Source organism: Aquimarina rubra (assembly GCF_042684305.1).
Classification (GTDB): Bacteria; Bacteroidota; Bacteroidia; order Flavobacteriales; family Flavobacteriaceae; genus Aquimarina; species Aquimarina rubra.
In genome coordinates this window covers 145,504-171,141 of sequence record NZ_JBHULE010000001.1, presented here as the reverse complement: position 1 = coordinate 171,141, position 25,638 = coordinate 145,504, and the positions used below count along the sequence as shown (strand labels likewise).

Here is a 25,638-nt window from a genome sequence, read left to right as displayed (position 1 = left end):
TTCATTTATAACGACTTAAGGTGGTTATAGCATCGGGGCTCACCTCTTACCATTCCGAACAGAGAAGTTAAGCCCGTTAGCGCCAATGGTACTACAATCGTGGGAGAGTAGGTCGCCGCCTTCCTTTGGATCCTGATCATCATTTGGTCAGGATCTTTTTTTTTATAATATTACATAGAAGGTCCCGTTTTTAGCGGGATCACTTCGTTTTAGCCAGTCGCATTCTATGCTCCTGGAAACTTAAGGGATAGGTCGCCGCCTTCCTTGAAACCCTTCATTATAACAATGAAGGGTTTTTTTATGGGCTATTGTCAACCTCATTATCAATACAGCAACTTGTAAAAATTATCAATACATTAACTCGTAAAAGCACACCTATAAGCTGTCTATAGATTTTATGTATATCTAGGATCCTGAATGTAATCTTGTTTGAGAATCTTTATCACCTCAATGCTTAAAAAACCAAATTCTTCAACAACTTTACCGTATATCCGATAGACTCCTTTATACCTAAGTCTATACTTTTGTCTTAGTATTTAAAATAGCAGAAATTCTTTGGATGATTATATTTTTTTTTAAGATGCTTTGGAAATCGTTCTATTAAGATTGGTTTCTATTTTATGAAAAAATTCTTCATTCTTGTATGGTTTTCTCAAAAAGTCGTTGAAACCAGAATCTGGATGAAGTATTGCCTGTACCGTATCATTGGTATCTGATGCGGTAAGAGCTATGATTGGGATGTCATAATTAAACTCCCTGATATTTTTAGTAGATTCCATCCCTCCCATATTAGGCATGTTCAGATCCATCAAAATAAGATCATATTCGTTCTTCTTTACCATTTCTATGGCAATGAGTCCATCGTCTGCTATTTCAGAATTATACCCTTTTGTTTTAAGAACATTTTTCGTTACTATCTGGTTTATTTTATTGTCTTCAACAATTAAGATTTTATAGTCTTTTTCATTCAAAAGTGGAATATAATCTTGTGCATTGTTAATCTGATTTTTTTCCTGAATAGATGAATCAATTTCGAAGGGAATAGTAAAATAAAAGGTAGCTCCTTCACCAGGAGAGCTTTTTATTTTAATGTCTCCTCCATGAAGATTTACTAAATTTTTGACAATATGTAACCCTAATCCTGTACCTGTAGTATGATCTTTGGAATCAGCTTGAGAAAACTTATCAAAAATAATTTCTTGTTTATCAAATGGTATTCCTCTTCCATCATCCTTTATTTCAAAGGTGATTGTAACATTGTTATTAGTAATAACAGGATTAATAAAATTTAGCCAAATGTTTCCATTTTTGGTAAATTTATTTGCATTGCTAATAAGGTTAATTAAAATTTGAGACAATCTCACCTGGTCTCCAATAAGCGAATTAGGAATGTTTGGATCAAAGTTTAAATGAAGAGTGTTGCCATTTTTATCAGCCTGATATTCAAATGAATTTTTAATATCATCTGCCAAACTTTTTATATTATAAGAGGATGTATCAAGACTGATTTCATAGGACTCCATTTTGGTTACTTGTAGGACATCATTAATAAGATTAAGCAAATGATCTGCTGAAAACTTCATTAATTTTATAAACTTATGGTTTTCTTCGTCTTTAATTCGTTCCATAAGAATAGAAGATAAACCTACAACTCCGTATAGAGGTGTTCTAAGCTCATGACTTACTGTCGATATAAATTTTGTTTTTACTGCAGCAAGCCTATCTGATTTTTCTTTAGAAATCTTAAGTTCTTTATTTTTAATTACCAAAGATTCACCAAGTACTTTTGTTTTTCGGTGGTTATAAATGAAGAAACAAAATAATATTAGACATAATAAAAGTAGTGAAAGGGTGAATATAGATATGGTTTGCGATTGTTTAGCCTTTTGGGTTTGTATGGTGTTATTTTTATTACTGACTACCAATTTTTCCTTAAACTGATTTGTTTCTAATTTTTCGGTTTCTAAAGCGGTTTCATGATGCTTGGTGTATTTCTTTAAGATGGTATATGCTTTATCTTGTCTTCCAATTTTGATTAAGAGATTTTCATATTTTCTATATACAGTCATTGCCTGCCTAAACATTTGGTTTTGTTCGGCAAGAGAAGCAGCCATTTCAAAATATTTAATGGCACTGTTATAGTTTTTATGAATCTTATAGTATTCTCCAAAGCTGGTATAAGTCATTAATAGTTTACCTATATGTTGGGAGTCTTTACTAAAATATTCCTGGCATTTGTCTAATAACTTATATGCTTTACGATAATTTCTTGTTTTTAAGTAAATATTAGCCAGGTTTAGTTCTAAAATATGTTTATAGTGTTTATTTAAGTCTTCAGAGTTTTCATAGATATGTTTTATTCTTTTTAATGCTCTTCCGGGCATGTTAAACCCTTCTAAATATACTAATGCAATGTTATTATTAACATCTATCATTAATTCGGGATATGACTTTAGTTCTTTTATAAAAAGTTCTGCAATTTTATATTCTTTTAGAGCTTCTTTAAAATCTTTATTTAAAAAATGAATTTTACCTAGGAGATTGTAAGAATATCCTTTTAGGTAATATTTTTGTTGCGGACTAAGTTTTTCAGAGACATCAATGATGGTCTCAATGATCATTACACTATTTGCCCTTCCGATAGAGTTTAAATGATTTTCGGTATCAATTATTGTTGTCTTCAGATCCGAAAAGGACATTTCTTCGTATTGATTGGCGTAGACAATAGAGTAAAGTAAATTAAAAAAAAGAAAACATAGTAAATACTTCGAGAATCTAATATTTTTCATTGGTTAGTATGAGTTTGGGGTTGTTAAATATATGTAAAAAAAATATAATTACGGAGATAAAGTACTTTAAATACGTGTTTAAAGTGTTTTTTGAAGTACTTCGCTATTGTTTGAGTAGGTTTAATCTTACTTTTGTGTAATTTTATTGTCATAAAATAATGCTGTAAGGATGAAAGGCTTCATTATTTTTGTATCCTATGAAAATACAAACGCCTATAGAAGAAAGATGGAATTGGTTAACTCATGGATTCGGTTTTGTGCTTTCTGTGGTAGGTTTATTTTTATTATTATTTAATGATGCTCATAAAACTTCTTACAGTACGTTTTCGATTCTTTTATATGCAACGTCATTAATGGTTCTATATTTTGCTTCTACTGCGTATCATTATACGAATAGAGCTGATCTTAAAAAGCGATTTAGGATTATGGATCATGTTAGTATTTACTTACTAATAGCGGGTACATATACACCTGTCACCTTGATTGGGTTGATCGATAGTAAAGGAATGCTTCTTTTTATACTTGTTTGGTCTTTGGCTGCTTTTGGATCTATTTTAAAGCTCTTTTTTACCGGGAAATTCGAAATAATCTCGGTGATCCTATATCTGGTGATGGGCTGGTTAATTATGTTAGACATTTCTGCATTAACCGATATAGTAGGTGCAAATGGAATTACTTACCTAATGTTGGGTGGATTAGCGTATACCTTTGGAATAATTTTTTACGCTTTTAATAAATTAAATTTTAATCACGTAATATGGCACTTGTTTGTATTAGCTGGTAGTGTATTTCATTATCTATTTGTATTGAAATATGTAATTTAACTTTGAAAAACTCTATTCTGAAATTTTGATACATATAGGTTAAGATTTCTCTTTAGAGGCTGAGTTAAAACCTTTTCATTAATTTCTTAAAATACCTCATTTGGATTAGGGAGATTTATTGTTTTATTCGTGTAACATAGGATAAAATAATTGTTACTTTTTCACCATTTTATTAGGCTGGCTGTTTTTTCAATTTTATGTTGTATTATTGCATTTTTTAGAAAAAAATTTTTGTTACCCCCAAAATGAAAACCTATGAAAAAAATCTACTTTTTTGTATTTATTATCTTTGCTACTATTTCCTACGGACAAATTCCATCAAATGATAGAGTCGAAAATGCTACCATCATAAATAATTTACCTTTTGTAGATCAGTTTGTAAGAACAGATCGAGCTACAGCAGATTCAGGTGGAGGAATGAATGATTGTGATTTTAGCAATGTTTTTACTCGCGTATATTATCGATACGTTCCGATACAGGATGAATCGATTATGATTGGTGTTTCTGAAAATAGTACGAACTCTATAGTGTTAGCATATGAATCTAGTGTTCCAAATGCGACATCAGATTCTCAATTAACCTTGGCCTCTGGGAATGATTGTGTTGCTGGTTCATCAACAGAGTTAGATTTAATTGCTAATAAGACGTATTATTTTGTAATATCAAATCCAGATTCCCCTACTAATGTTTTGGCCATTTCTAATGAAGCTAGTAACATTATAAACATTCCGGATGTAAATTTAAAAAATGCTTTAGTAAATAGGGGAGTAGTTCAACTGGATAATGACCCAAATATTGGAGGTGCATATGATGAAGTAGACGTGGATATTAATAATGATGGAGAAATTCAAGAAAGTGAAGCACTTTTCGTAACTTATTTAGATTTTTCCAACGAATTTTCAACTCCATTAAGTGAGAAAATAAGTGATTTGACAGGAATTGAATATTTCACTAGTTTAGAATATTTGAATATTAGTAATAACAATATTTCTAGTTTACTTGGCGTATCAAATGGTTCATTAGAATATTTGGATATTAGTAATAACAATATTTCTAGTTTAGTTGACGTATCAAATAGTCCGTTAAAAACATTAAAGTGTTATAATAATAATCTCAATTCTATAGATGTTACGGTATATTCAGTTTTAGAAAATTTGAGTTGTGGCGGCAATGAAATATCTAGTATTGATGTAACTCAAAATGTAGCATTAAAATCGTTAGCGGTAGATGATAGCCCGATTACGGAGGTGGATATAACCAATAATATATTATTAGAAAGTTTTAATTGTGTTGGATGCCAATTGACTAGCATTGATGTGACTCAAGCTCCCAATTTAAGGACTTTGTTTATTTCTGATAATCAAATATCTACGATTGATCTTTCACAAAACTTAGAACTAACCCTCATTTTTGGTTCACGTAATAATTTTACAACTTTTGATGTGTCAAATAATCTCAAATTAAATTATTGGTCCTGTTGGAATAATCCTTTAACTGAGATTGATGTTAGTAAAAATGTTTTGCTTGAGACATTACTTTCAGGTAATAACGAAATTACTAGTTTAGATGTAACCCAAAACCCTAATTTAAGAAGACTATCTTGTTATTCTAATAATCTTACTGATTTAGACTTGTCTCAAAATTTAATGTTAGATGATTTGTCTTGCTATAATAACCAATTAACAACACTCGATGTTACTCAAAATCCAGAATTGAGTAGATTGAGTTTTGGTAATAATCCAATACAGGATATTGATGTTACGCAGAACCCTAAACTTTATTATTTTAACTCGTATGGAAGCTCTCTAAGAAGTATAGATTTTTCACAGAATCCTAATCTAAGTATTTTAGGAATAGGTAATAACTATCATCTTCAGAGTATTAATCTAAAGAATGGAAATAACCAGAATATTACTTCGGAAAATTTCTATACCATCGGGTCTCCTAATTTGCAAACGGTTTGTGTAGATGACATAAATTATGCGATTAATAATTTCACAAATAAGGAGCCATTAACTTTTTTTGTAGAAGACTGTGCTCAAAATACTATTAACTACAATATTATTGAAGGTTCGTTAGTTTTGGACGAAATGAATGATGGATGTGATCCAACTGATTTTTATACTCCTAATATAAGAGTTACTACTACAGATGGAGTGAATGAGTTTAGTACTTTTACAAATAATAGTGGTTTTTACAGATTAATTTTGGGAGATAACGTTTATGATACTTCAATATCTATGCTTCCTAGTTTTGTAACGGCCTCTCCTGAAACTGAGAATACTGTTTTTACTAGCTTTGGAAATTCAGAGATTGTAGATTTTTGTCTAACACCGACAAATGGTAATATAGATGATCTAAGAATATTGTTATTTCCAATCACACAAGCACGCCCTGGTTTTGAATCCAAATATCAATTGATTTATCAAAATAAAGGTATTACTAATTTAAACGGAACAATTACATTTCAATTTGATAGTAGTAAACAATCTTTTGTAAGTGCAGTACCTGCTGAAACAACAGAATTATCAAGTTCTATTACTTTTGATTATAGTGATTTGAAACCTTTCGAAAGCAGAACTATTGATATTGTGATGTCTACTTTTGTTCCGCCAATAGTTAATGATGGAGATGTATTAAATTTTATAGCCTCGATTAGTCCGATTGATTTGGATCAAACACAAGAGGACAATGTGTACAGTTTAGAACAAATCGTAGTCAATTCATACGACCCTAATGATAAACAAGTATTACAAGGAACTGAAATTTTCACTGAGCAAACGGATGAATATCTGGATTATATAGTACGTTTTCAGAACACAGGTAGCGCAAGTGCAATCAATGTGAGAATTACAGATCGGTTAAGTGAAAAACTTGATTTGAATACAATTGAACCAATATCTAGTAGTCATACCTATAGAGTACAAATAACCAATGGTGATTTTATAGAATTTATTTTTGATAATATAAATCTTCCGGCAGAACAAGATGATCAAGAAGGAAGTAATGGTTTTGTAGCTTTTAGGATCAAACCTAAGAATGATGTAACGGTTGGAGATATTATTTCAGGAAAAGCAAATATTTATTTTGATTTTAATCCACCAATTATAACGAATACTGTAAGCACAGAGGTAATAGAACTTTTAGAAGTTGAAGAATTTAATTTGGAATCATCTTCTGTTGTTTTATATCCTAATCCTGTTAATGAAATTATCAATATTGAAAGTAAAAATCCTATTACATTAATTAGAGTTTTAGACATTAATGGACGATTACTGAAACAAGTTAAACCAAATAATTCTCAATCAGTATTGCAGGTTATGATGGATAATCTAGTAAAAGGTGTTTACTTTTTTGAGGTAGAATCTTCTTCAAAAAAACAAATAATTAAAGTAATTAAGAGATAATTCTCGAGGCAATAGTGTATAAACAGTAGTCTATGCTCCTGTTTATACACTATTAGTTTTTATCGTTATAATGTTTTATTCAGATATTTGGTTTACCATCTACCCAAGTTTTCTTTACTGAAAAAAGATGTTAATGGAGATAATATCAACTTTCTATAAAATCTTTATACTCTAAAAAGAAGATTTCAAGTTTAAGCATCTTGTCGTGTAAAAATTTCATTGTATCATCCCAGGTTTTTCTATTATGCACACTTACATTTGGTAGCTCTACATAAATACGAGAAATGACTTTACCATTTTCTAATTCATAAAATTCATCAAAAATGATATCATCAAGGTATTCTGAAATAATAATATTTTTTAAACTTAAGAGTTTGTCATAGTAATATGCTCGTATGACTTCATCCTGGGGTTCCACATCAATAGATACCTGCGCAAGTTTTGTAGTAAATGTAAATTTAAGCGTTACATCTTTAATTTTTGTATTGTATAAAAGCCATTTTTTAGGGTAGGTTATTCCAAAAGTTGTCCAGAATTCTTGTCTTATTTTTTTTGACTCTCCTTTGCTAAACATATCATATAAAATAAGCAGTCGCTGTTGCAGCTAGAATTACCATTAATTTGGTAATGTTAAACTTATGGCCTTCATTACTTTCAAATAAGATGGTGGTAGATACGTGAAGAAATATCCCAATTACTAAGGCTGTAATCTCTTTGTAATATTCCTGAACCGATTCGAAATGTTCAGAAATAAATGTACCTAGCGGTGTCATTAAGGCAAAAAGAATAAGGAATAATATAATAATAGGTCTTTTTATTTCTGTCTGAAACAAAAAGGTAGTCAAAATCATGGCCACGGGAATTTTATGAACAATAATTCCGAGAAGGATACCTTCAGTATGATGAATAGGAAATCCTTCTAAAATCGCGTGTATCCCTAAACTAATAAAAAGAAGTTTAGGAATCTTAGTAGTTTCTTTGTCAATATGAATATGTCCGTGTTCTGCTCCTTTTGAGAAATACTCTAATACTTTTTGTAGTAAAATACCTATCATAATCCAAACACCAGTCTTCTTAGCATATTGATGTTCCTCGAATACTTCGGGTAATAAATTGAAAATGGTAATGGCTAGCAAAAAAGCACCACTAAAGGCTAAAAGAAGTTTTAGCTTTTTTTGATTATTAGGTTTAAAAATATAGACGATTAAAGAGCCTATAAAAACTGCGGATATGGATAAGATATAGTTGTACACTATTTAAAAATCAGTATAAGTCTGGGAGAATTGGATTTATGGAATTTTTGAAGCTTATAATTTCCAAAAATATCAAGTAAACTAACTTCAGCATCATCAAAATAGTTTTGGAAATCTTCTAGGGTAAGAGCCTTCACTCTTTCTGTAAAGAAAAAGTCTTCATCATTATTATTAAATTTTATTTCTTTATAAATATAACCATCTTGTAGATATCGTTTTATATGAAAGGTAATTCCTGAAACTTCTTTCGTTTCTTCGGGTACCAGGTTATCAATGACATAATCAACATTCATAAAATCGATAACACCCAATCCTTTTTCATTAAGATCCGATTTAATAGCTTTTATGGTATTCAGATTGCATTCTTCTTTTTCAAAATAACCGAAGCTCGTGAAAAGGTTAAAAACTGCCGAAAACTTTTCAGCGTAAGGTTTAGACATATCGTGTACTCTAAATCTTAATGTTTGATTTTCGAACTGTGAAGCATATTCTATACTATTTTTAGAGAGATCAACTCCAGTAACGTCATACCCGAGCTGATTTAGATAAATACTATGTCTTCCTTTTCCGCAGGCAAGATCTAATATTTTTTCATTAGGTTCCAGATTGAGATAATTGGTCAGGTTATCCATAAACTCTTTCGCTTCCTTATGATCTCTGTCTTTATATAAAATATGATAGTATGGCGTATCAAACCAAGATGCATACCACATTGTAGAATCTTTTAGCATAGGGCGCAAAATTAATGTATTTTTGCGGTTTAATAATAGCGAATACGAAGATAGTGAGTAATTCATTTAAAATGGTAGCCAAAACCTTTTTTGGTTTTGAAGAGATATTAGCAAAAGAACTAACAAATCTGGGTGCTCAGAAAGTTCAGGTGGGTAACAGAATGGTTAGTTTTTATGGAGATACTGGTTTTATGTATAAAGCAAATCTTTGCTTACGAACTGCGTTAAAAATACTAAAGCCTGTTACTTCCAAAAAGATACGTAATGAAAAAGATTTATATGATTTTATTCAATCCATCCGCTGGGAGGAATATCTCGATACAAATGATTCTTTTGCGATCTATGCAACTGTTAACTCTACTATATTTACTCATTCACAATTTGTTTCTTTAAAATCTAAAGATGCTATCGTTGATAAATTTAGAAAAGAAACAGGGCATCGACCTAGTGTAGATACCGATCATCCTGATTTGACTATTAATATTCATATTCAGCAAGATTTATGTACAGTTTCTTTAGATAGTTCTGGAGGGTCTTTGCATCACAGAGGGTATCGTACAGCCACCAATATAGCTCCTATAAACGAAGTGTTAGCTGCAGGTTTGTTACTCCTTTCGGGATGGGATGGACAATGCGATTTTTTAGATCCTATGTGTGGTAGTGGAACTTTTGCTATAGAAGCTGCAATGATTGCTTGTAATATTCCTGCTAATCTAAATAGAAAAGAGTTTGCTTTTGAAAAGTGGTTGGATTGGGATATGGATCTATTCGAAAAGATAGAAGAAGCTAGTCTGAAAAAAACAAGAGATTTTCATCATTCGATAATAGGGTTTGATAAAGCACCATCTGCTGTTAGAAAAGCTAAAGAGAATGTAGAAAATGCAAATCTCACTGATTTTGTTAAAATAAAAGAAGGTAATTTCTTCGAAAGTGTTAAAGAAGAGGATAAAAAACTTCACATGGTTTTTAATCCTCCATATGGTGAACGTTTAGAGTTGGATGAAGAAAAGTTTTATGCACAAATAGGAGATACTCTTAAGCAAAGTTATCCAGATACAAATGCATGGTTTATAACATCAAACCTTGAAGCTTTAAAGTATGTCGGATTACGACCTTCACGAAAAATAAAAGTATTCAATGGTAAGCTAGAATGCCGTCTGGTAAAATACGAAATGTATGCAGGTAGTAAGAAGGCTAAATTTCAAAATAATCCTTAGTGACTATTATACATAAGAAAACTAACTATCTTTTCCTTTTCACAAAAGGAATTAAGTAACTAATAGTATAAGTATACCCCACGCCAAATTGACTAAAATCGTTTGTTCTTCCGTATCCGGGAATAAATAGATTTTCAAATCTTATTGTATTTCCATCGTTATCTAAACCTATCGGATCTTTTTCATTTACTATTCCTCTTAAAGAAACGCTGGCTCCTAAATAAAGATTATTTAGAATTTCTACTTTAAGACCTAGTACAAGTTCTACCCAGCCAGCGGTTAAGTCCTTAACTTCTATCATCTCATTTCTGGAATTTTCTGAAGAGCCAAAATAATCAGTACCTGTAAAAATATTGTAGTTATTTAAGTTTTGATCAAATGCAGAGAAACCATATCTAAGCCCTGCATAGATATTATTTTGCATTCCATACCAATTTTTATAAGTATTATAATCAATACCAAATCGGATATAGCTACCAGAGCCTTCTACTTCAATATTAGTTTCACCTCGTAATAAAGATTCGTTACCAATTTCAGCTGCTAAATAATAGTTTCTATATACTCTGTAATCTGCATTGATTTCAAATCCAGAATAGTCTTCGTTTACAGCAGTTCTGATTAATCGAGCAATATCTGTTCCGACCCTTAATCCATACTTTTCTGACGGAGGTAAAGTGTCTCTTGCAGAAATATTAGTTTCCGTTTCTTGACTCAATATCGTACCCGAAATGAGTAGGCTAATGAAAAATAAGTACGTGTGCAGCTGTTTCATCGGTTACGTTATCTTCTACTATTGTTATTCTTTTAATCCAATTTCCACCATTCTCCTCCTGAGTTAGAGTACGAGTAAGTCCATTATAACTGACTCTAAAGCCACATGCGCTGCTTACATATTCTTCTACAGGAGTATATTGAAAACTTAAGGAGTCTGTATTAGGGTCTTCCCCACCATCATCAGCGTCTATAGTAAATTCAAACTCAGTTAAGGTCGCATTTGTTCTCAAAGGAATAAGAATAGAATCCTGATTAGTAGCAGTAAAATCAAGAATTTCGTCAACTCCTATAGCTTTTACCTGTAATTCATTTGGCTGTTTAATGTCAGAAACTGTTTGATCATCAATGAATTTGATGATAAGAAATGGAGTAGTGGGAGTATCTTCTGCACAAATATCATCTCGTTGACAACTGGAACTGAGATAGAGCCCAATAAGGCTACAAATCACAAAGATTAAAGTTTTATATAATTTCATGAATTATCTTTTTTCTAATAAGACCACATTTTCCACGTGATGTGTTTGCGGAAACATATCTACGGGTTGTACTTTGGTAACCTTATACATACTATCTAATAACGACAAATCTCTTGCTTGTGTTGCACTGTTACAACTTACATACACAATCTTATTTGGCGAAATGTTCAATAATTGACCTACCACATCCTTATGCATTCCATCTCTTGGAGGATCTGTAATTACCACCTCGGGTTTCCCGTGAGTCGCAATAAATTCTGTGGTGAACACTTTTTTCATGTCTCCAACATAAAATGCTACGTTGTCAATATTATTACGCTTTGCATTTTCTTTTGCATCTTCTATAGCTTCAGGTACTGCTTCTACACCGATTACCTTTTTCGCTTTTTTTGCTACAAATTGAGCAATAGTTCCGGTACCTGTGTATAAATCGTATACTAATTCATTTCCGGTAAGACCAGCAAAATCTCTAGTTATCTTGTACAACTCATAAGCTTGTTTGGAGTTGGTCTGGTAGAAGGATTTTGCATTAATTTTAAAGCGTAACCCTTCCATTTCCTCTTCGATATAATCCTTTCCGTGATAGCAGACTACTTCCTGATCATAGATGGTATCATTCCCTTTCGTATTTACCACATATTGTAAAGAAGTGATCTCAGGAAATTCAGAAACTATATAATCCAATAGTAATGTTCTTTTTTTCACATCTTCATAAAAAAACTGGATAAGCACCATAATTTCTCCTGTAGATACAATTCTCATCATTAAAGTACGAAGGAAACCACTTTGATTTCTAGCATTATAAAATGGTAAATTATTTTCTGTAGCAAAGGTTTTTACCTTGTTCCTTATGGCATTACTAGGATCTTCTTGTAAGTGACACTTGTCGATATCCAATATTTTGTCCCACATTCCCGGAATATGAAAACCCAATGCGTTGCGATTTCCTATTTCGGTATCACTTTGGATTTCTTCTAATGTTAGCCATCTACTATCGCTAAAAGAAAATTCCATTTTATTTCTATAAAAAAATTGATTTTCTGATCCAAGAATAGGAGTAACAGTTGGTAATTCAATTTTACCTAAACGGGTTAGATTATTTACAACTTCCTGTTCTTTATATGCCAGTTGATGTTCATATCCCATAAATTGCCATTTGCACCCTCCACAGGTTCCAAAATGTTTGCAAGCAGGATCTACACGTTTATCCGACTTACTATGAAATACGATAGCCGAACCTTCATAATATGCTTTGCGTTTTTTTGTGGTTTGGATATCTACTACATCACCGGGAACTGCATTACTTAGAAAAATGATTTTTCCATCAGGAGCCTTGGCAATACTTTTTCCTTTTGCACCGGCATCAATCACTTCTATATTTTCAAAAACTTGTTTTTTGTTTTTTCTTGCCATAGCGCAAAAATAAGAATAGAAACTATATACTTATGAAATAATCAATATATCTTATAAAAAGAAACAGAAAAAATGAACCTAATTTATATTTCTACGTCTATATTATAAAGGTTACTATGACAAACACCAATAAAACATTTGACTCTTTGTTGGTATTGCAATGCCAATCCGGAAATAAGAAAGCTGCAGCAATTCTTGTAAAACGATGGCATGAGAAATTATGTAAACAAGCATATTGGTACAGTAAGGATATAGAAGCTTCTAAAGATATAGCTCAAGATAGCTGGAGTACCATATTACTAAAGATCCATCATCTAAAGGATCCTAATAGCTTCGGAAGTTGGGCTTTAACGATCGTTACCAGAAAGTCATATGATTGGCTAAGAAAAAATAAAAAAGAATTAGAGCATCTAAACTCTTATAGCGAAAATTTATATCAAGATTCTATGGGTGATGATACTTGTGATAAGGATGATAGAATAATGATAGTATTAAAAAAAGCTATAAAAACTTTGCCTAGTGATCAACAAATGGTGCTTCATCTTTTTTATCTAGAAGGTTATAGTGTAAAGCAGATAGGTAAAATAGCGAACATTTCTACAGGTACCGTAAAATCTCGTTTGTTTACCGCCAGAGAAAAATTAAAATTAATTCTAAAAAGTAAAAATCATGAAAAATAAAATGGAAGATATCGATAAATTGATAAAAGAAACATTAACCAATGAAGAGGCCAAGTTTTATGACGAGTTAGATGAGCAAAACTTATTAGAAATGGTCGGAGGCCTTTTCAAAACAAGGAATAGTTGGATTATCATTATAATGTTTATTGTAAATCTTGTAGTATTTGGACTTTTTATATATTGTCTAATTCAGTTTTTAAATACTGATAATACCAATGAACTCATAAGGTGGAGTGCAGCAGGATTTTTTTGTATTATGATAACAGGAATGCTTAAGTTGTTTTCTTGGATGCAAATGGATAAAAATGCGTTGTTACGAGAAATTAAAAGACTGGAGTTACAGATTTCATCTATAGCTGCAAAATATGATAAATAATTAGGTGTGCTAACTTTTGAATTTCTTAAATCGTAATATAGTAAACCTATTATTTTGAATAATTAAAAATAGAATGCATTACAGACTCGAAAATTAAAAAATCAATAAAGATTTAGTAATTTTGCAATTCTCTTAGGGATGATTTCTCTCCCACGCTGAATTTTCGAGTCTTTTCGAAAGGATAAAGGTACAGAAGGAATGGTTATTTTATCAATTTAAATTATAAAAAATGGCTGTTTTAGAAAAATTAACGTCTCAACAAGCAATCGATTTAGAAAACAAATATGGAGCTCATAACTACCACCCTTTACCAGTAGTTCTAAGTAAAGGAGAAGGTGTGTATGTATGGGATGTAGAAGGAAAGAAATATTATGATTTCTTAAGTGCATATTCTGCAGTGAATCAAGGTCATTGTCATCCAAAAATAGTAGGAGCAATGATGGAGCAGGCTCAGACATTGACACTAACCTCTCGTGCTTTTTACAATGATAAATTAGGAGAATACGAAAAATTTGCTTCAGAATATTTTGGTTTTGATAAGTTATTACCAATGAATACAGGTGCAGAGGCTGTAGAAACTGCATTAAAGATATGTAGAAAATGGGCGTACGAAAAGAAAGGTATTGCGGAGAATGAAGCTCAGATTATAGTATGTGAAAATAATTTTCATGGAAGAACTACTACCATCATTTCTTTTTCTAATGATCCTGTAGCTCGAAAGAATTTTGGACCTTATACAGCTGGATTTATTAAAATTGAGTACGATAATCTAAAGGCTCTAGAGGAAGCTTTAGAAAACAATAACAACGTCTCCGGATTTTTAGTTGAGCCTATACAAGGAGAAGCTGGAGTGTATGTCCCATCTGAAGATTATTTATCTAAGGCAAAAGCATTATGCGAAAAGTATAACGTGTTATTTATTGCAGACGAAGTTCAGACAGGAATTGCAAGAACAGGAAGATTATTAGCTACTTGTGGAAATTGTTCTTGTAGCGATAAAAATTGCTCAGGAACACCAGATGTAAAACCAGATATTTTAATTCTTGGTAAAGCATTGAGTGGTGGAGCATATCCGGTTTCCGGGGTATTAGCAGATGATCACATTATGGAAGTAATCAGACCTGGTAACCATGGTAGCACCTTTGGAGGAAATCCTGTGGCAGCGGCAGTTGCAGTTGCGGCATTAGAAGTTGTTAGAGATGAAAAACTTGCAGAAAATGCGTATCAGTTAGGAGCATTATTCAGATCAGAAATGAATGAATATATCAAAACATCAAATATCGTGAACCTTGTTCGTGGTAAGGGATTGCTAAATGCTATTGTAATTAATGATGATGAGGAAAGTGAAACTGCCTGGAATATTTGTATGGCATTAAAAGAAAACGGTTTACTAGCAAAACCAACTCACGGTAATATCATACGCTTTGCACCACCATTAGTGATGACAAAGGAGCAGTTATTAGAATGTGTTGCAATTATTACCAAGACACTGAAGGATTTTGAAAAATAACCTTTTATTTATTGAGTTTGGCCATAATCCAAACATGGGGAAAAGTAATTGCAGCGATCGATGTAAAGAAAATCGAAAGGAAAAGTCTATCCTGATTTCCAAATATTAAGAAAAGTATTACTAGCCCAACAATAGAAATAACCCAATACAGAAAGGAGGATTTTAAGTATTTAATAAAATTCTCCTTTTTATAATTTCCGTACAAAAAATAAACTTGATCTACTAAGGATGGAATACTATGCCAAAAAATGAAGTAAATCGCAAAGGCCCATAATAAGGATGCAGTTTGAAAAATTATGTAGAATAACAATAGATAAAATAATTCTTCCCATATATTCACTTTGATTGTTTTATTCACAATTAACCTTATAGATGTAATAACGAAAACTAAAAAAGAGAATATCGTCGTATATAAATAAACATCTTTAAAAAGGTATATACCTGTAATATTACCAATTACTGTAGATACTTCTAAATCATTATTTAAAAACAATATACCAAGAATTGTAATCCCGTAAGCCATATAAATAAGTTTAGTGGCGATAGGTTTTTTAGTAAGTCGAGAAATCCAATGTTGCTCTCCGAAATGGTACGCACTAAAAAGAATAAAAATTAAAAGAGCGATTGAAGGAATAAAATAAAAAAGTAAAATTCCGCTTACAATAAATAAAAGATAGAAATACAGGATTTTTTTACCTGTTTTCTTGTTTTTATCACGAGATTCTTTTTCAATTAATTTTATATCATTTGTTCCGTGTAATATTCCTAGAGATAATATTAAAATATACGCTAGAATATTCTCGGTTTCGTCTTTGAAATAAGTTGAAACCCAAAGGGAGAAAAAAGTGAGTATTAACATATAATTTCTCAAGTCAATAAAAAAACGGCTTTTATTTTTCATAATGTTTAATAAAGTTATCATAAAGTTAAACATTTTTTGTTTAACCTTTATTAAATTTGTCTAAACAAAATAAATAATCGCGTTATGAAAAATTTTTTAACATTTATGTTTTTGTCTCCAGAGATTGCAACTGATGATTATGTAGGTTTTACATTTTTTGTTGGATGTATGGCTATGATGGCCGCTTCTGCGTTTTTCTTCTTTTCAATGAGTAGTTTCGATAAAAAGTGGAAAACATCTATTCTGGTTTCTGGACTTATTACTTTTATTGCCGCTGTTCATTATTGGTATATGAGAGATTATTGGTATGATTATGGAAACTCCCCTACATTTTTCCGTTATGTGGACTGGATTTTAACCGTTCCTTTAATGTGTGTTGAGTTTTATTTAATTCTTAAGGTAGCGGGTGCAAAAAAATCCCTTATGTGGAGATTGATTTTCTTATCGGTTATCATGCTGGTTACAGGTTACTTTGGAGAAGCTGTCTATAGGGATCAGGCCTGGTTATGGGGTCTTGTATCGGGTATCGCTTACTTTGTAATTGTCTATGATATTTGGTTAGGAAGAGCCAAAAAGCTTGCTCAAGAGGCAGGAGGAGCTGTATTAAGTGCACATAAAACTCTTTGTTGGTTTGTGCTTGTTGGATGGGCTATTTATCCTATAGGGTATATGGCTGGAACACCTGGATGGTATGACGGTATTTTCGGGGGCTTAGCCATGGATGTAGTATACAATATCGGGGATGCTATAAATAAAATAGGATTCGGATTAGTTGTATATAATCTTGCTGTGACTGCATCTTCTAAAGAAAATGTATTGACATAATTTCATTTTCGTCCAATTGTATAAGAATCCCGTGTAAGCGGGATTTTTTTAGTTTTAATCTTGAAATCAGTTGTTTTTCTGTAAAGAAATGAATGGTTGATAAGATTAGTTCATCCAACTATTATTCATACTTGTAACATTAAAAAACACAAAACTTTTAGAATGTATTTGTGTTGTAACTAAAATATAATGGTAGTTTGAATTAATTAGAAAGTGTTTATAAAAACATAAAAGCACCCTTTTTACGGGTGCTTTTTTTGGTTGCCTACCAACTATTAAAATAAATACCAGACAAAAGCAAATAATGCAGAATACAAGATTAGCAAAGCCGCTTTTAGTCGATATTTTTCAAGAATATTTTCCATGATTTTATAATTTTATAATTCTCTTAATAGAGATTCCTTTTCCTGATGCGATGTGTAAAAAATATATACCGTCGGTTAGGTCTTCAATGTTATAAGATGGCATTTGCTCGGTAAAAGATTTTACAATTTTACCTTGTAAATCATACAGCGTAATGTTATCAGATTTTCCTGATGTTATGGTAAATGACTCCTTAACCGGATTTGGATAAAATGTTATTTGATTAGTATCAAAATCTTCAACACTTAAGGTAGCACAGTTTTCTGAATAAACCGTTGATGCATCTTTTTGCCAAAAAAAGTAAGGAGGAGCCCCTACATTAGCAGTATTGGCATCATCTACTTCTATACAGCTTAGAGAATTATTTCTTGCATCCATAGTCATTATATTCATATTATTTCCATTCTTAAGATTTAAGGTGGTTAGATTGTTATCATTGCATATAACACTACTCAAATTACCTTTAGATGAAAGATCTAAATCTGTAACACTGTTTTGTGAAATGTTTAAAATGCGTACAGGATTCATAGATAAATCTAGCGTACTTAAGTTGTTGTTAGATAAATCAATTTCCTCAAGAATCATATTACTTGTTAGGTCTATTGAACTTAGATTGTTATTATTTGCCAATAGTAATACCAGATTGGTTAATGTATTAAAACTCTGAGAACTGATGTTACAATTATTTGCGCGTAAGAAAAATAAATTAGTATTATTTCCAAAAGTGAAACCGGTAAACGTGCTATTATTACTAACATCTATGTTTTGAATATTTAGATTAGCGGTTACATTTAAAGAAGACAATATGTTGTCTGACAGCAATAGAGTTCTTAAAACTTGATTAGCAGCAACATCTATGCTTGAAAGGCTGTTATTTCTCATATTAAGAGTTTGTAAAGATGGGCAACCACTAACATTGATGGTGCTGATATCATTAAAGTTGGCATCAAAAATAGTTAAATCGTTATGGGTACCTAAAGTAACTCCCGGACCACTCAACAAATTATTGAAGAAATAGAGTTCTGTTGCAGCAGTAAGAGCAGTGAGATTAACAGTGGTAAGCTGATTGTCATTTGCCCTCACCGTTAGTAGGTTAGGTAATGAAGCTCCAAAATTTATAGAACCGATTCTATTATTCATACACTCTACACTCCTAAGAGCAGTATTAGTAGAAAGATCTAAACTTGTCAAATCAGAATCATTAGCTAACAGAGATCGCAGCGCAGCACAATTAGTTAAGTTGACACTAATAAGATTTGCCAGGTTGCTAACATCTAATGATGTCAAAGAAGTACAATTAGAAACATTTACAGTTCCCAGTGAAGTGAGTCCTGATGCATTAAGAGATGGTAAAGAAGTACAATCAGATAGATTTATAGTTGCCAGAGAATTACATCCGGATACATTAAGTGAAGTCAATAGTGGACTATTGGACAGGTCTAATCCGGTTAGCGAAGAGTTAGAGACATCAACAAGATTTAGATTGCTATTTGAAGGAAAATTAATACTGGTCAAACTGCTAGGGTCTCTGGAAAATAGCCTTTCTAAGCTCGGATAAGCAGAAAAGTCCAAAGAAGAAATATTACTAAAACCACCCATGATAATTGTAGTCAGATTGTTGGCAGAAGAGGGTAGGGTAATAGAGTTCAAACCTGAGCTTCCAAATGATAAAGATTCTAGCTGTGTGTTACCTGATAAATCTATAGATGTAAGTCCCGGAGAACCATCAATGCTGAGTAGTTTCAGATTGTTATTGTAGACTAATGATGTGAACTGAGAACCATTTTGTTGAACAGACAAGCTGTCCAAACTTGTGTTCGCATTCACATTTATTCCTGTGATAGCATTATTTCTCCTGTATTGTAAATATCTTAACTTGAGATTTTGGCTTACATCTATAGACGATGCGGTAGCTTGGTTTGCAGATGGCGGAGCGAACAAGGATGTTACTAATAACCTTTCAAGATCTACAAAGGCTTCAATTCCTGTCCAATTAGATACGGGAATATCTAGTAAAATTAACTCTTTGACTCCAGCGGCATCGCTATTTAAGATATTTCCATTTGCACCATTGGTGTCAATTCCTTCTGATATCAACCAGTTTTCGAAAGTGCTATCAGGAATTGGTGTGGTTTGACTAATTGCAGATCCAGTGGCCACAAAGAATATGGCAAAGTAGAAGTAGATTTTTCTCATAACTATAATAATTTGTTTATGAATCAAAACTACTTCACTAATGTAGTAAGTTGGACTACATAAAGTATGTAGATTTTATATCAAGCGGTCCTTGTTTGCTTTTTGAATAGCTTCTTCTTTGGTGCAAACTTGTAGTTTTTCGTAAATATTTTTTACGTGAAATCTAATGGTATTAACACTTATAAATAATGCCTTGGCCACACTATTATAACTTTTTCCTGAGGCAAGTAAAGTAAGCACTTCGGTTTCGCGTTCTGAAAGAATAGTAGTGGGTGATTTTCTAAAAGATTGAACAACCATTTTTGCAATATGTATACTCATAGGGGCTCCTCCATCTAAGACTTCATCAAGGGCAGATACTAATTGAAGTTTAGAGGCATTTTTAGTTAAATAACCAGACGCACCTGCACATAAGGCATCAAATACAGTTTCAGAATTTTCGTATACAGTCACAATTAGAATATCTATTTCTGGATATAAAGATTTGATTTTCTTAGTACCCAGAACACCATTCATTTTTGGTAACTCAATATCCATCAGGATAATTCTTGGCTTATCGAATTTTAAATTCTCAATAGCTTCTTCACAGGTTTCATACATAGCTACAACCGTATAAGATGGAGTTCTGTCAATTATAGTTTTGAAACCTTTGCTTAATGGGATATTATCCTCAATGATTACGATATTATGGTTCATAGTGTTTAATTAACAAAAATACTACTGATTTTAATAAAGATGACTACACATTTGATGTGGTTTTACCAGAAAAATACACTTCGGTACCTTTTGTAATCACTGATTTTATAAAGAGCTGTCCATTTATTTTGGCAGCTCTTCTTTTTATATTTTCTAAACCATTGATTCTTTTTTGTTCTTCAGTTTTAAAACCTATTCCATCATCTTTGCAAATAATGGTTAATACGTCTTCTGTATATTTAAAATGCATGCATATTTTTTTACAGCAGGAGTGTTTTACAGCATTAGTAATTGCTTCTTTAAAAATATAGATAAGTTGCTTGCTCCAATAATATGGTAGCTTGATATCATTAGAAATGGACTTTTCAACTTCAAAAATAATGTCAAATTGAGAGAGGTATTCTTCTCCAAAGTCGGATAGATACGTAATTACTTCTTCTAGATAGTCACTTTGAGATTGTAGTGAAAAAATAAAATCCTTAGTACCTTTAAATAAATAGTTCGAATCAGAAATTATCTGTTGCAATAGTTCTTTATCTTCTTTTTTTATTGAATTTTTATCTTCATTCAACAGATTAGAGAGGATAGATATGCGTGCCAATTTATTGCCAAGATCATCATGAAAATCTTGAGCAATATTATTTCTTACTGAGATAAGTTCTTTTTCGAGTTGATCTCTTCTTTCTATTACATTTTGTAGTCGTTTGTTTTTTTGTCTAGATTTTTTTAATCTATGTAAGATAAATGTAATAATGACAAGGCAACATACAAAACTGATCAAGGATATAATCCACCAGGTTTTATACCAAGGTAATTTAATTACAAAATTATAGGAACCTGTTTCTTTCCAAACACTATCAATGTTTTTTGATCTAATCGTTAAGGAATAAGATCCGGATTTGTAATCATTAAAATTTAAGATTCCTTCGTTTTTGTTGATTTTTATCCAGTCAGAGGTGTTTATTTTGTACTGTACTATTGGTTCATTAGGGTTGTATGTGATTGCGCTATAGTAAAATAATAACTCCGATCTGGAAACCTCTATTTCTGGTGGCTTTGATGTTACTAAACTCTGTTTATTGTCAATAATTGAAACTCCTTTATTACCTGTAGCCCATATAGAATAATTAGAATCCTCCACAACTTTGCTTATATAAGTAGAGGTCAAACCATTTTTTTGATTGTAACTAATAAAATTATCTTTTTCTAGAACAGAAAGACCTTTCTGAGTTCCAATCCAAATATTTCCTTTGTGATCAATAGTCAAAGAATTAATTCTATTATTTAATAAACCATCTTTTTCAGTAAATCGAACAAATTTTTCATCATAAATTTTGAATAAGCCTTCATTTGTACCTAGATAAAGTGTGTCTCCTACTGTTTTTCCAGAATTTATTACTTGTTTGCCAAATCTTGAATTTAAAGATGAAGCTTCTTCGACTTTATCAAGAATGGGGTTGAACCAAAACAAGCCTTTATTTGTTCCAAAATATAATTGTTCTTTATGCTCAAAAGCATTAAAAATATTATAATCTAACCTAGGGTAGGGATAGGATTTTTTTTTGTTAACAAAACGAATACTGTCATTTATTATAATAGTTCCATATGTTTTGGTCTGAAAAAAGTTGTAAGCAAAGGTTTCCTTTATTTCATTAATTATATTATCATTTCTTAGGTCCAATGATCCTACTTGGATGGTGTCATTTAGTACGAACAGATCTTTGACGAATCCCTTTAGCTTAAGTTCTTTTTCCAACTTATATAGAGAGTCCAGAACGAATAACTTATAATTAGAGGCTAAATATGTTTTATTTTTGAGAAAAACGATATCAATAATGTTAGTATTCGTTTCAAAAGTGCTTAGTTCATTGTTGTAGGAGGAAATACAATATATACCTTCTCCAAAAGTAGAAATCCAAAGGTTGTTTTCTCGATCTATTAAAACATCAGAAATGGTAGATTCTATGCCGTGATAATCCCTAAGATCCGTTATGCTTTTTCTTTTTATATGATATTTAAAAGCATATTTAAAACCGTTTGGATCAATAGCCTGTAGGATAAGCTCCTCTTGATTTCTAGAAATAATTTTGTTTATTGATAGTCCATCAATATTTATTTTATCGGTAAAGAGAATTTTGTTGTTATTAAAAAAAAGTAATGTATCGTTTTGCGCTGCTACATAGAATGATATATCAATTTTAGTAAATGAGGTAATGATTTTGTCCTTTAGAAATAAAAACCGATGAGAAAACATATCTTTTTTCTTAACCAGAAGTCCCTTAATAGGAAGCGCTATAGTAGATGTGGCATGTGCGTATAGAGTATCATCAATTACTTGATATTTCAATGCCGTTGCTTTTTTATCTACTCTTGAGGTAGTATGTATTTCACCGGATTTTTCTTTTTGTGTTATAACTTCGGTTCTAAAGTTGATTGTAGCATCTTCAGAAAACCAGTAAATATTATTGTGTTTATTATGAGTGTTGTAGATAGTATCATTAAATACCTGAAGGTTTCCTATTTTATGAGGGCTGTTGGAATTGTTAAAAACTCTGTTAGTTTCTGTATCGAGAATGTTTATTCCTCCTCTCCAAGTAGCTAATACAAGTTCTGAGGTCGATAGTTCATTAATATCAATAATGTAGTTGGAGGATAAACCATCATTCGTGGTATAGTTTTTAAATTCTTTTCCGTCAAATTTGGCTAAACCATCGTCGGTTCCTATCCAAATATATCCTTTCTTATCCTGATAAATACCATAGGTTATATCATGAGGAAGTCCATCAGCACTGGTGTAATGAATTAAATTTTGCTGGGAAAAAGCAAAATTAATAATTAAATATAATAATATGGAAACAGCTTTTTTCAATACAAATCTAAAGTACAAAAAGAAGCGGTTTATTTTACCTACATATTTTATGTAGTGTTGTCATAAATTATTAATTACATCGTAGGATAACAGCTAAATTGAACAAACTTTAGATTTTTAATATTTGAAGTAGAAGTTGTTATAAAAATAGAATAAGGATAAATTATTGATTCAATATCTCGCCCCAAGGCATCATTGTACCAATAAGAACCAAGTATCCAATGATAAATAATAAATATAAGGAACTTAAGACGATCCCAATGATTGCACAAATTTTTCCTGCTTTTACATTTTCATAACCTGTATATAATTCAGGGTTAGTATTATATAATTCGATTGCTTTTTTAGAAAGGACGAGTGCTACGATTCCGAATATAAGACCAAGAATTCCATAACAGAAGCAAGTAACTATCGAAACGATACCGAAGATAAGGATTATAGTAGCGTTTGGTAATTGTTGTTTGTTTTCCATTTATACCTGTAAAAATTGTTTAATAAAATAATTGGCAACAATAAGAATTATATTCAAGAAATAAAAGCATTTAAGGATCATTGCGCCATTTCTGAAGTTAAAATATAAATGGCTGATTAAATACCCAAACATCATAAGCATAGGGATTAAAGCAGGGTACATTTTAATAGAAGCTACAAAGTTTCCTTCTATCAAAAGAATAAAGCTCCTCTGAAGCCCACAACCTAAGCAATCAATTCCTATTAAGTTTTTGGTAGGGCAGAATAGAAGATTATTTTCTAGGAAAGTCACTACCTCATTCATTATTGACAAATTCTATAAATAAAAACTGCCCGATAAATTACTCGGGCAGTCTGATGATAGTTTTAATATAGGTATTATTGATATTGCCTGATCATTTCTTGCATTTCTTCTGGACTCATAAATCCATACATAGCAAATGATATAATCAATAAAATAATATAAATCCCACTTAGAATTAATCCTATAATAGCTAAAATTTTACCAGTTTTAACATTGCTAAAACCTTCATATAACTCAGGATTTTCTGTATAAAGCGCAGTTGCCTTATTAGCTAACACTAAAGCTACAATAGCGAAGATTAATCCCAAAATTCCATAACAACAGCATCCCACAATCGATAAGATACCAAAGACTAAAATCAGGGTGGAGTTGGGTAAGGTTTGTTTTTCCATAAAATAGTTGATTAGTTAAAAATGAACTTCATTTTGATTAGATAGCTTACAACGATTGTAAGCAGAGATATAATAGTAAGACTCACTTTGATAAGTAAATCATATTTAAATTTAATAAAAAAATTAAACCCTAAGAAAAAAAGCAGTATAAGTAAAGGGTATATCGCCGGATACATTTGGAAAGCAGCCGCAAATTCTCCTTTAAACAGGAGCACTAAAGATCGTTGTAAACCACATCCTAAACAATCAACACCAAATAGTTTTTTGTTTAGACAAGGAAACATATACTTTTCCAAAGACATTTTTTTGAATTAAGAGACACAATATACACAATTTGAGTATTCCAGAATTAATGTGTGTAAAAAAATCTAATATTTGATACTTTTGCACAATGAATAAAACAAAGTTGAAAAGGACGATTAGTTTCCTTTTAATTATAGTGGGTGCTGTGCTTTTAATTATTGAAATAGCATCGTCAAAGAAAAACTATTATGCTCAAAGTGGAGGACTAATTTGCTTAATGACAGGACTGTTTTTGGTCAATTCTAGTGTATCATCCAGATCAACAGAAACCAATATAGAGTACCAGGAAAATAGCATAGAAGAGGAGTAAATGAATATGATTAAAATAGGAGATAAAGTTTCTGTATTAGATGAACCAATTATTGGTACAGTAGTTTCTGTCAAAGGAAATGAGGTTACGATCGAGTCCAGTGATGGTTTTGATATGACGTTTTTTGCTCACGAATTGGTCAAAGAAGAATCTGATAGTTTAATTGTTCCTTCATACGAAGAAGTAGAGAAAAACCTTCAGCAAAAAGAAGTCTTCAAAAAGAAACCCAAAAGACCTCTATCAAAACCGAAAGAAAGAAATGTTCCACCCATGGAAGTAGATCTTCATATTCATAAACTAGTAAAGTCTACAAAAGGAATGACCAATCACGATATGGTAACTTTACAATTGGATACCGCCAAGAGACAGCTGGATTTTGCGATAGGTAAACGTATTCCTAGAATTGTATTCATACACGGGGTGGGTCAAGGAGTGCTTAAGGAAGAACTAAAGTACCTGTTTGGTAGATATGATAACGTAAAAATATCTGACGCCGATTACAAAAAATATGGTCTTGGAGCTATGGAAATATATATATTACAAAATCCTAAATAGTT

At 31.4% G+C, this 25,638-nt stretch carries 24 protein-coding genes and 1 rRNA gene; 10 read left to right on the top strand and 15 right to left on the bottom strand.

The annotated features are described in order from the left end of the window. The first annotated feature begins 16 nt into the window (after positions 1 to 16). Positions 17 to 124: ribosomal RNA gene (gene rrf / locus ACFSR1_RS00675) — 5S ribosomal RNA — on the top strand. A gap of 451 nt (positions 125 to 575) precedes the next feature. Here rrf and ACFSR1_RS00670 read toward each other — a convergent pair. Further along, a complete protein-coding gene (locus ACFSR1_RS00670) occupies positions 576 to 2,789 on the bottom strand; it encodes an ATP-binding protein (RefSeq protein WP_378288620.1) in 2,214 nt (737 codons plus the stop codon). A gap of 197 nt (positions 2,790 to 2,986) precedes the next feature. On the opposite strand from ACFSR1_RS00670, the gene trhA reads away from it, so the two are divergent. Together trhA and ACFSR1_RS00660 are read left to right on the top strand one after the other, a co-directional pair. Next, the gene (gene trhA / locus ACFSR1_RS00665; RefSeq protein WP_378288618.1) at positions 2,987 to 3,613 is read left to right on the top strand and encodes a PAQR family membrane homeostasis protein TrhA; all 627 of its coding nucleotides are present in this window, start codon (positions 2,987 to 2,989) and stop codon (positions 3,611 to 3,613) included. A gap of 255 nt (positions 3,614 to 3,868) precedes the next feature. Continuing rightward, complete coding sequence (locus ACFSR1_RS00660) at positions 3,869 to 7,021, top strand: DUF7619 domain-containing protein (protein WP_378288616.1); 3,153 nt, start codon at positions 3,869 to 3,871, stop codon at positions 7,019 to 7,021. A gap of 145 nt (positions 7,022 to 7,166) precedes the next feature. Here the strand turns inward: ACFSR1_RS00660 and ACFSR1_RS00655 are convergent, their stop codons facing one another. Genes ACFSR1_RS00655 through ACFSR1_RS00645 form a run of 3 tightly spaced genes read right to left on the bottom strand, consistent with a single transcriptional unit; the run spans position 7,167 to position 9,005 of the window. Further along, a complete protein-coding gene (locus ACFSR1_RS00655; protein WP_378288614.1) occupies positions 7,167 to 7,595 on the bottom strand; it encodes a DUF4268 domain-containing protein in 429 nt (142 codons plus the stop codon). 1 nt (position 7,596) lies between these two features. Then, positions 7,597 to 8,274 carry a ZIP family metal transporter gene (locus ACFSR1_RS00650; RefSeq protein ID WP_378288612.1) on the bottom strand — a complete coding sequence of 226 codons (678 nt, stop codon included), beginning with the start codon at positions 8,272 to 8,274 and terminating at the stop codon, positions 7,597 to 7,599. Then, complete coding sequence (locus tag ACFSR1_RS00645; protein WP_378288611.1) at positions 8,274 to 9,005, bottom strand: SAM-dependent methyltransferase; 732 nt, start codon at positions 9,003 to 9,005, stop codon at positions 8,274 to 8,276. The genes ACFSR1_RS00650 and ACFSR1_RS00645 overlap by 1 nt, the downstream gene beginning before the upstream one ends. Positions 9,006 to 9,076: 71 nt before the next feature. Between ACFSR1_RS00645 and ACFSR1_RS00640 the strand changes: the two genes are divergently transcribed. Continuing rightward, complete coding sequence (locus tag ACFSR1_RS00640; RefSeq protein ID WP_378288627.1) at positions 9,077 to 10,222, top strand: THUMP domain-containing class I SAM-dependent RNA methyltransferase; 1,146 nt, start codon at positions 9,077 to 9,079, stop codon at positions 10,220 to 10,222. A gap of 25 nt (positions 10,223 to 10,247) precedes the next feature. Here the strand turns inward: ACFSR1_RS00640 and ACFSR1_RS00635 are convergent, their stop codons facing one another. The 3 genes from ACFSR1_RS00635 to rlmD are packed head-to-tail and all read right to left on the bottom strand — an operon-like array spanning position 10,248 to position 12,885. After that, on the bottom strand, positions 10,248 to 10,994 hold the full coding sequence (locus ACFSR1_RS00635) for a DUF6048 family protein (RefSeq protein WP_378288609.1): 747 nt from the start codon (positions 10,992 to 10,994) through the stop codon (positions 10,248 to 10,250). Then, complete coding sequence (locus ACFSR1_RS00630) at positions 10,960 to 11,472, bottom strand: DUF6452 family protein (RefSeq protein ID WP_378288607.1); 513 nt, start codon at positions 11,470 to 11,472, stop codon at positions 10,960 to 10,962. Before ACFSR1_RS00630 ends, ACFSR1_RS00635 begins: the two co-directional genes overlap by 35 nt. 3 nt (positions 11,473 to 11,475) lie before the next feature. Beyond that, entirely contained in the window at positions 11,476 to 12,885 is a 1,410-nt protein-coding gene (rlmD, locus tag ACFSR1_RS00625; RefSeq protein ID WP_378288605.1) for a 23S rRNA (uracil(1939)-C(5))-methyltransferase RlmD, read from the bottom strand. Between the two features lie 116 nt (positions 12,886 to 13,001). Here rlmD and ACFSR1_RS00620 point away from each other — a divergent pair, with 116 nt between their 5' ends. The 3 genes from ACFSR1_RS00620 (at position 13,002) to rocD (ending at position 15,451) form a co-directional block, all read left to right on the top strand. Beyond that, positions 13,002 to 13,565 carry an RNA polymerase sigma factor gene (locus tag ACFSR1_RS00620; protein ID WP_378288603.1) on the top strand — a complete coding sequence of 188 codons (564 nt, stop codon included), beginning with the start codon at positions 13,002 to 13,004 and terminating at the stop codon, positions 13,563 to 13,565. Continuing rightward, the gene (locus ACFSR1_RS00615) at positions 13,555 to 13,941 is read left to right on the top strand and encodes a DUF6768 family protein (protein WP_378288601.1); all 387 of its coding nucleotides are present in this window, start codon (positions 13,555 to 13,557) and stop codon (positions 13,939 to 13,941) included. The genes ACFSR1_RS00620 and ACFSR1_RS00615 overlap by 11 nt, the downstream gene beginning before the upstream one ends. Before the next feature lie 229 nt (positions 13,942 to 14,170). Continuing rightward, a complete protein-coding gene (gene rocD / locus ACFSR1_RS00610) occupies positions 14,171 to 15,451 on the top strand; it encodes an ornithine--oxo-acid transaminase (protein ID WP_378288599.1) in 1,281 nt (426 codons plus the stop codon). Positions 15,452 to 15,455: 4 nt separating this feature from the next. On the opposite strand, the gene ACFSR1_RS00605 is transcribed toward rocD, so the two are convergent. After that, a complete protein-coding gene (locus ACFSR1_RS00605; RefSeq protein WP_378288597.1) occupies positions 15,456 to 16,352 on the bottom strand; it encodes a Brp/Blh family beta-carotene 15,15'-dioxygenase in 897 nt (298 codons plus the stop codon). Positions 16,353 to 16,436: 84 nt separating this feature from the next. Here ACFSR1_RS00605 and ACFSR1_RS00600 point away from each other — a divergent pair, with 84 nt between their 5' ends. Next, positions 16,437 to 17,177, top strand: a complete 741-nt coding sequence (locus tag ACFSR1_RS00600) for a bacteriorhodopsin (protein WP_378288595.1) — start codon at positions 16,437 to 16,439, stop codon at positions 17,175 to 17,177. A gap of 369 nt (positions 17,178 to 17,546) precedes the next feature. On the opposite strand, the gene ACFSR1_RS00595 is transcribed toward ACFSR1_RS00600, so the two are convergent. From ACFSR1_RS00595 to ACFSR1_RS00565, 7 genes are all read right to left on the bottom strand, one after another. Next, entirely contained in the window at positions 17,547 to 19,736 is a 2,190-nt protein-coding gene (locus tag ACFSR1_RS00595) for a T9SS type A sorting domain-containing protein (protein ID WP_378288594.1), read from the bottom strand. Positions 19,737 to 19,811: 75 nt separating this feature from the next. Beyond that, positions 19,812 to 20,432: a response regulator gene (locus ACFSR1_RS00590; protein WP_378288592.1), complete on the bottom strand. Its 621-nt coding sequence runs from the start codon at positions 20,430 to 20,432 to the stop codon at positions 19,812 to 19,814. A 43-nt stretch (positions 20,433 to 20,475) separates the two neighbouring features. After that, positions 20,476 to 23,319, bottom strand: a complete 2,844-nt coding sequence (locus ACFSR1_RS00585) for a ligand-binding sensor domain-containing protein (protein ID WP_378288590.1) — start codon at positions 23,317 to 23,319, stop codon at positions 20,476 to 20,478. A 145-nt stretch (positions 23,320 to 23,464) separates the two neighbouring features. After that, complete coding sequence (locus ACFSR1_RS00580) at positions 23,465 to 23,773, bottom strand: CCC motif membrane protein (RefSeq protein ID WP_378288588.1); 309 nt, start codon at positions 23,771 to 23,773, stop codon at positions 23,465 to 23,467. Continuing rightward, positions 23,774 to 24,076, bottom strand: a complete 303-nt coding sequence (locus ACFSR1_RS00575; RefSeq protein WP_378288586.1) for a DUF2752 domain-containing protein — start codon at positions 24,074 to 24,076, stop codon at positions 23,774 to 23,776. 74 nt (positions 24,077 to 24,150) lie between these two features. Further along, positions 24,151 to 24,468, bottom strand: a complete 318-nt coding sequence (locus tag ACFSR1_RS00570; protein ID WP_378288584.1) for a CCC motif membrane protein — start codon at positions 24,466 to 24,468, stop codon at positions 24,151 to 24,153. Positions 24,469 to 24,479: 11 nt separating this feature from the next. After that, positions 24,480 to 24,752, bottom strand: coding sequence for a DUF2752 domain-containing protein (locus ACFSR1_RS00565; protein ID WP_378288626.1), 273 nt, complete (start codon positions 24,750 to 24,752; stop codon positions 24,480 to 24,482). A 107-nt stretch (positions 24,753 to 24,859) separates the two neighbouring features. Here ACFSR1_RS00565 and ACFSR1_RS00560 point away from each other — a divergent pair, with 107 nt between their 5' ends. Then, positions 24,860 to 25,081 (top strand): hypothetical protein, encoded by a 222-nt coding sequence (locus ACFSR1_RS00560; RefSeq protein WP_378288582.1) that lies wholly within the window; start codon positions 24,860 to 24,862, stop codon positions 25,079 to 25,081. Then, positions 25,082 to 25,636: a DNA mismatch repair protein MutS gene (locus ACFSR1_RS00555; protein ID WP_378288580.1), complete on the top strand. Its 555-nt coding sequence runs from the start codon at positions 25,082 to 25,084 to the stop codon at positions 25,634 to 25,636. It abuts the gene before it with no gap. Positions 25,637 to 25,638: the final 2 nt, after the last annotated feature.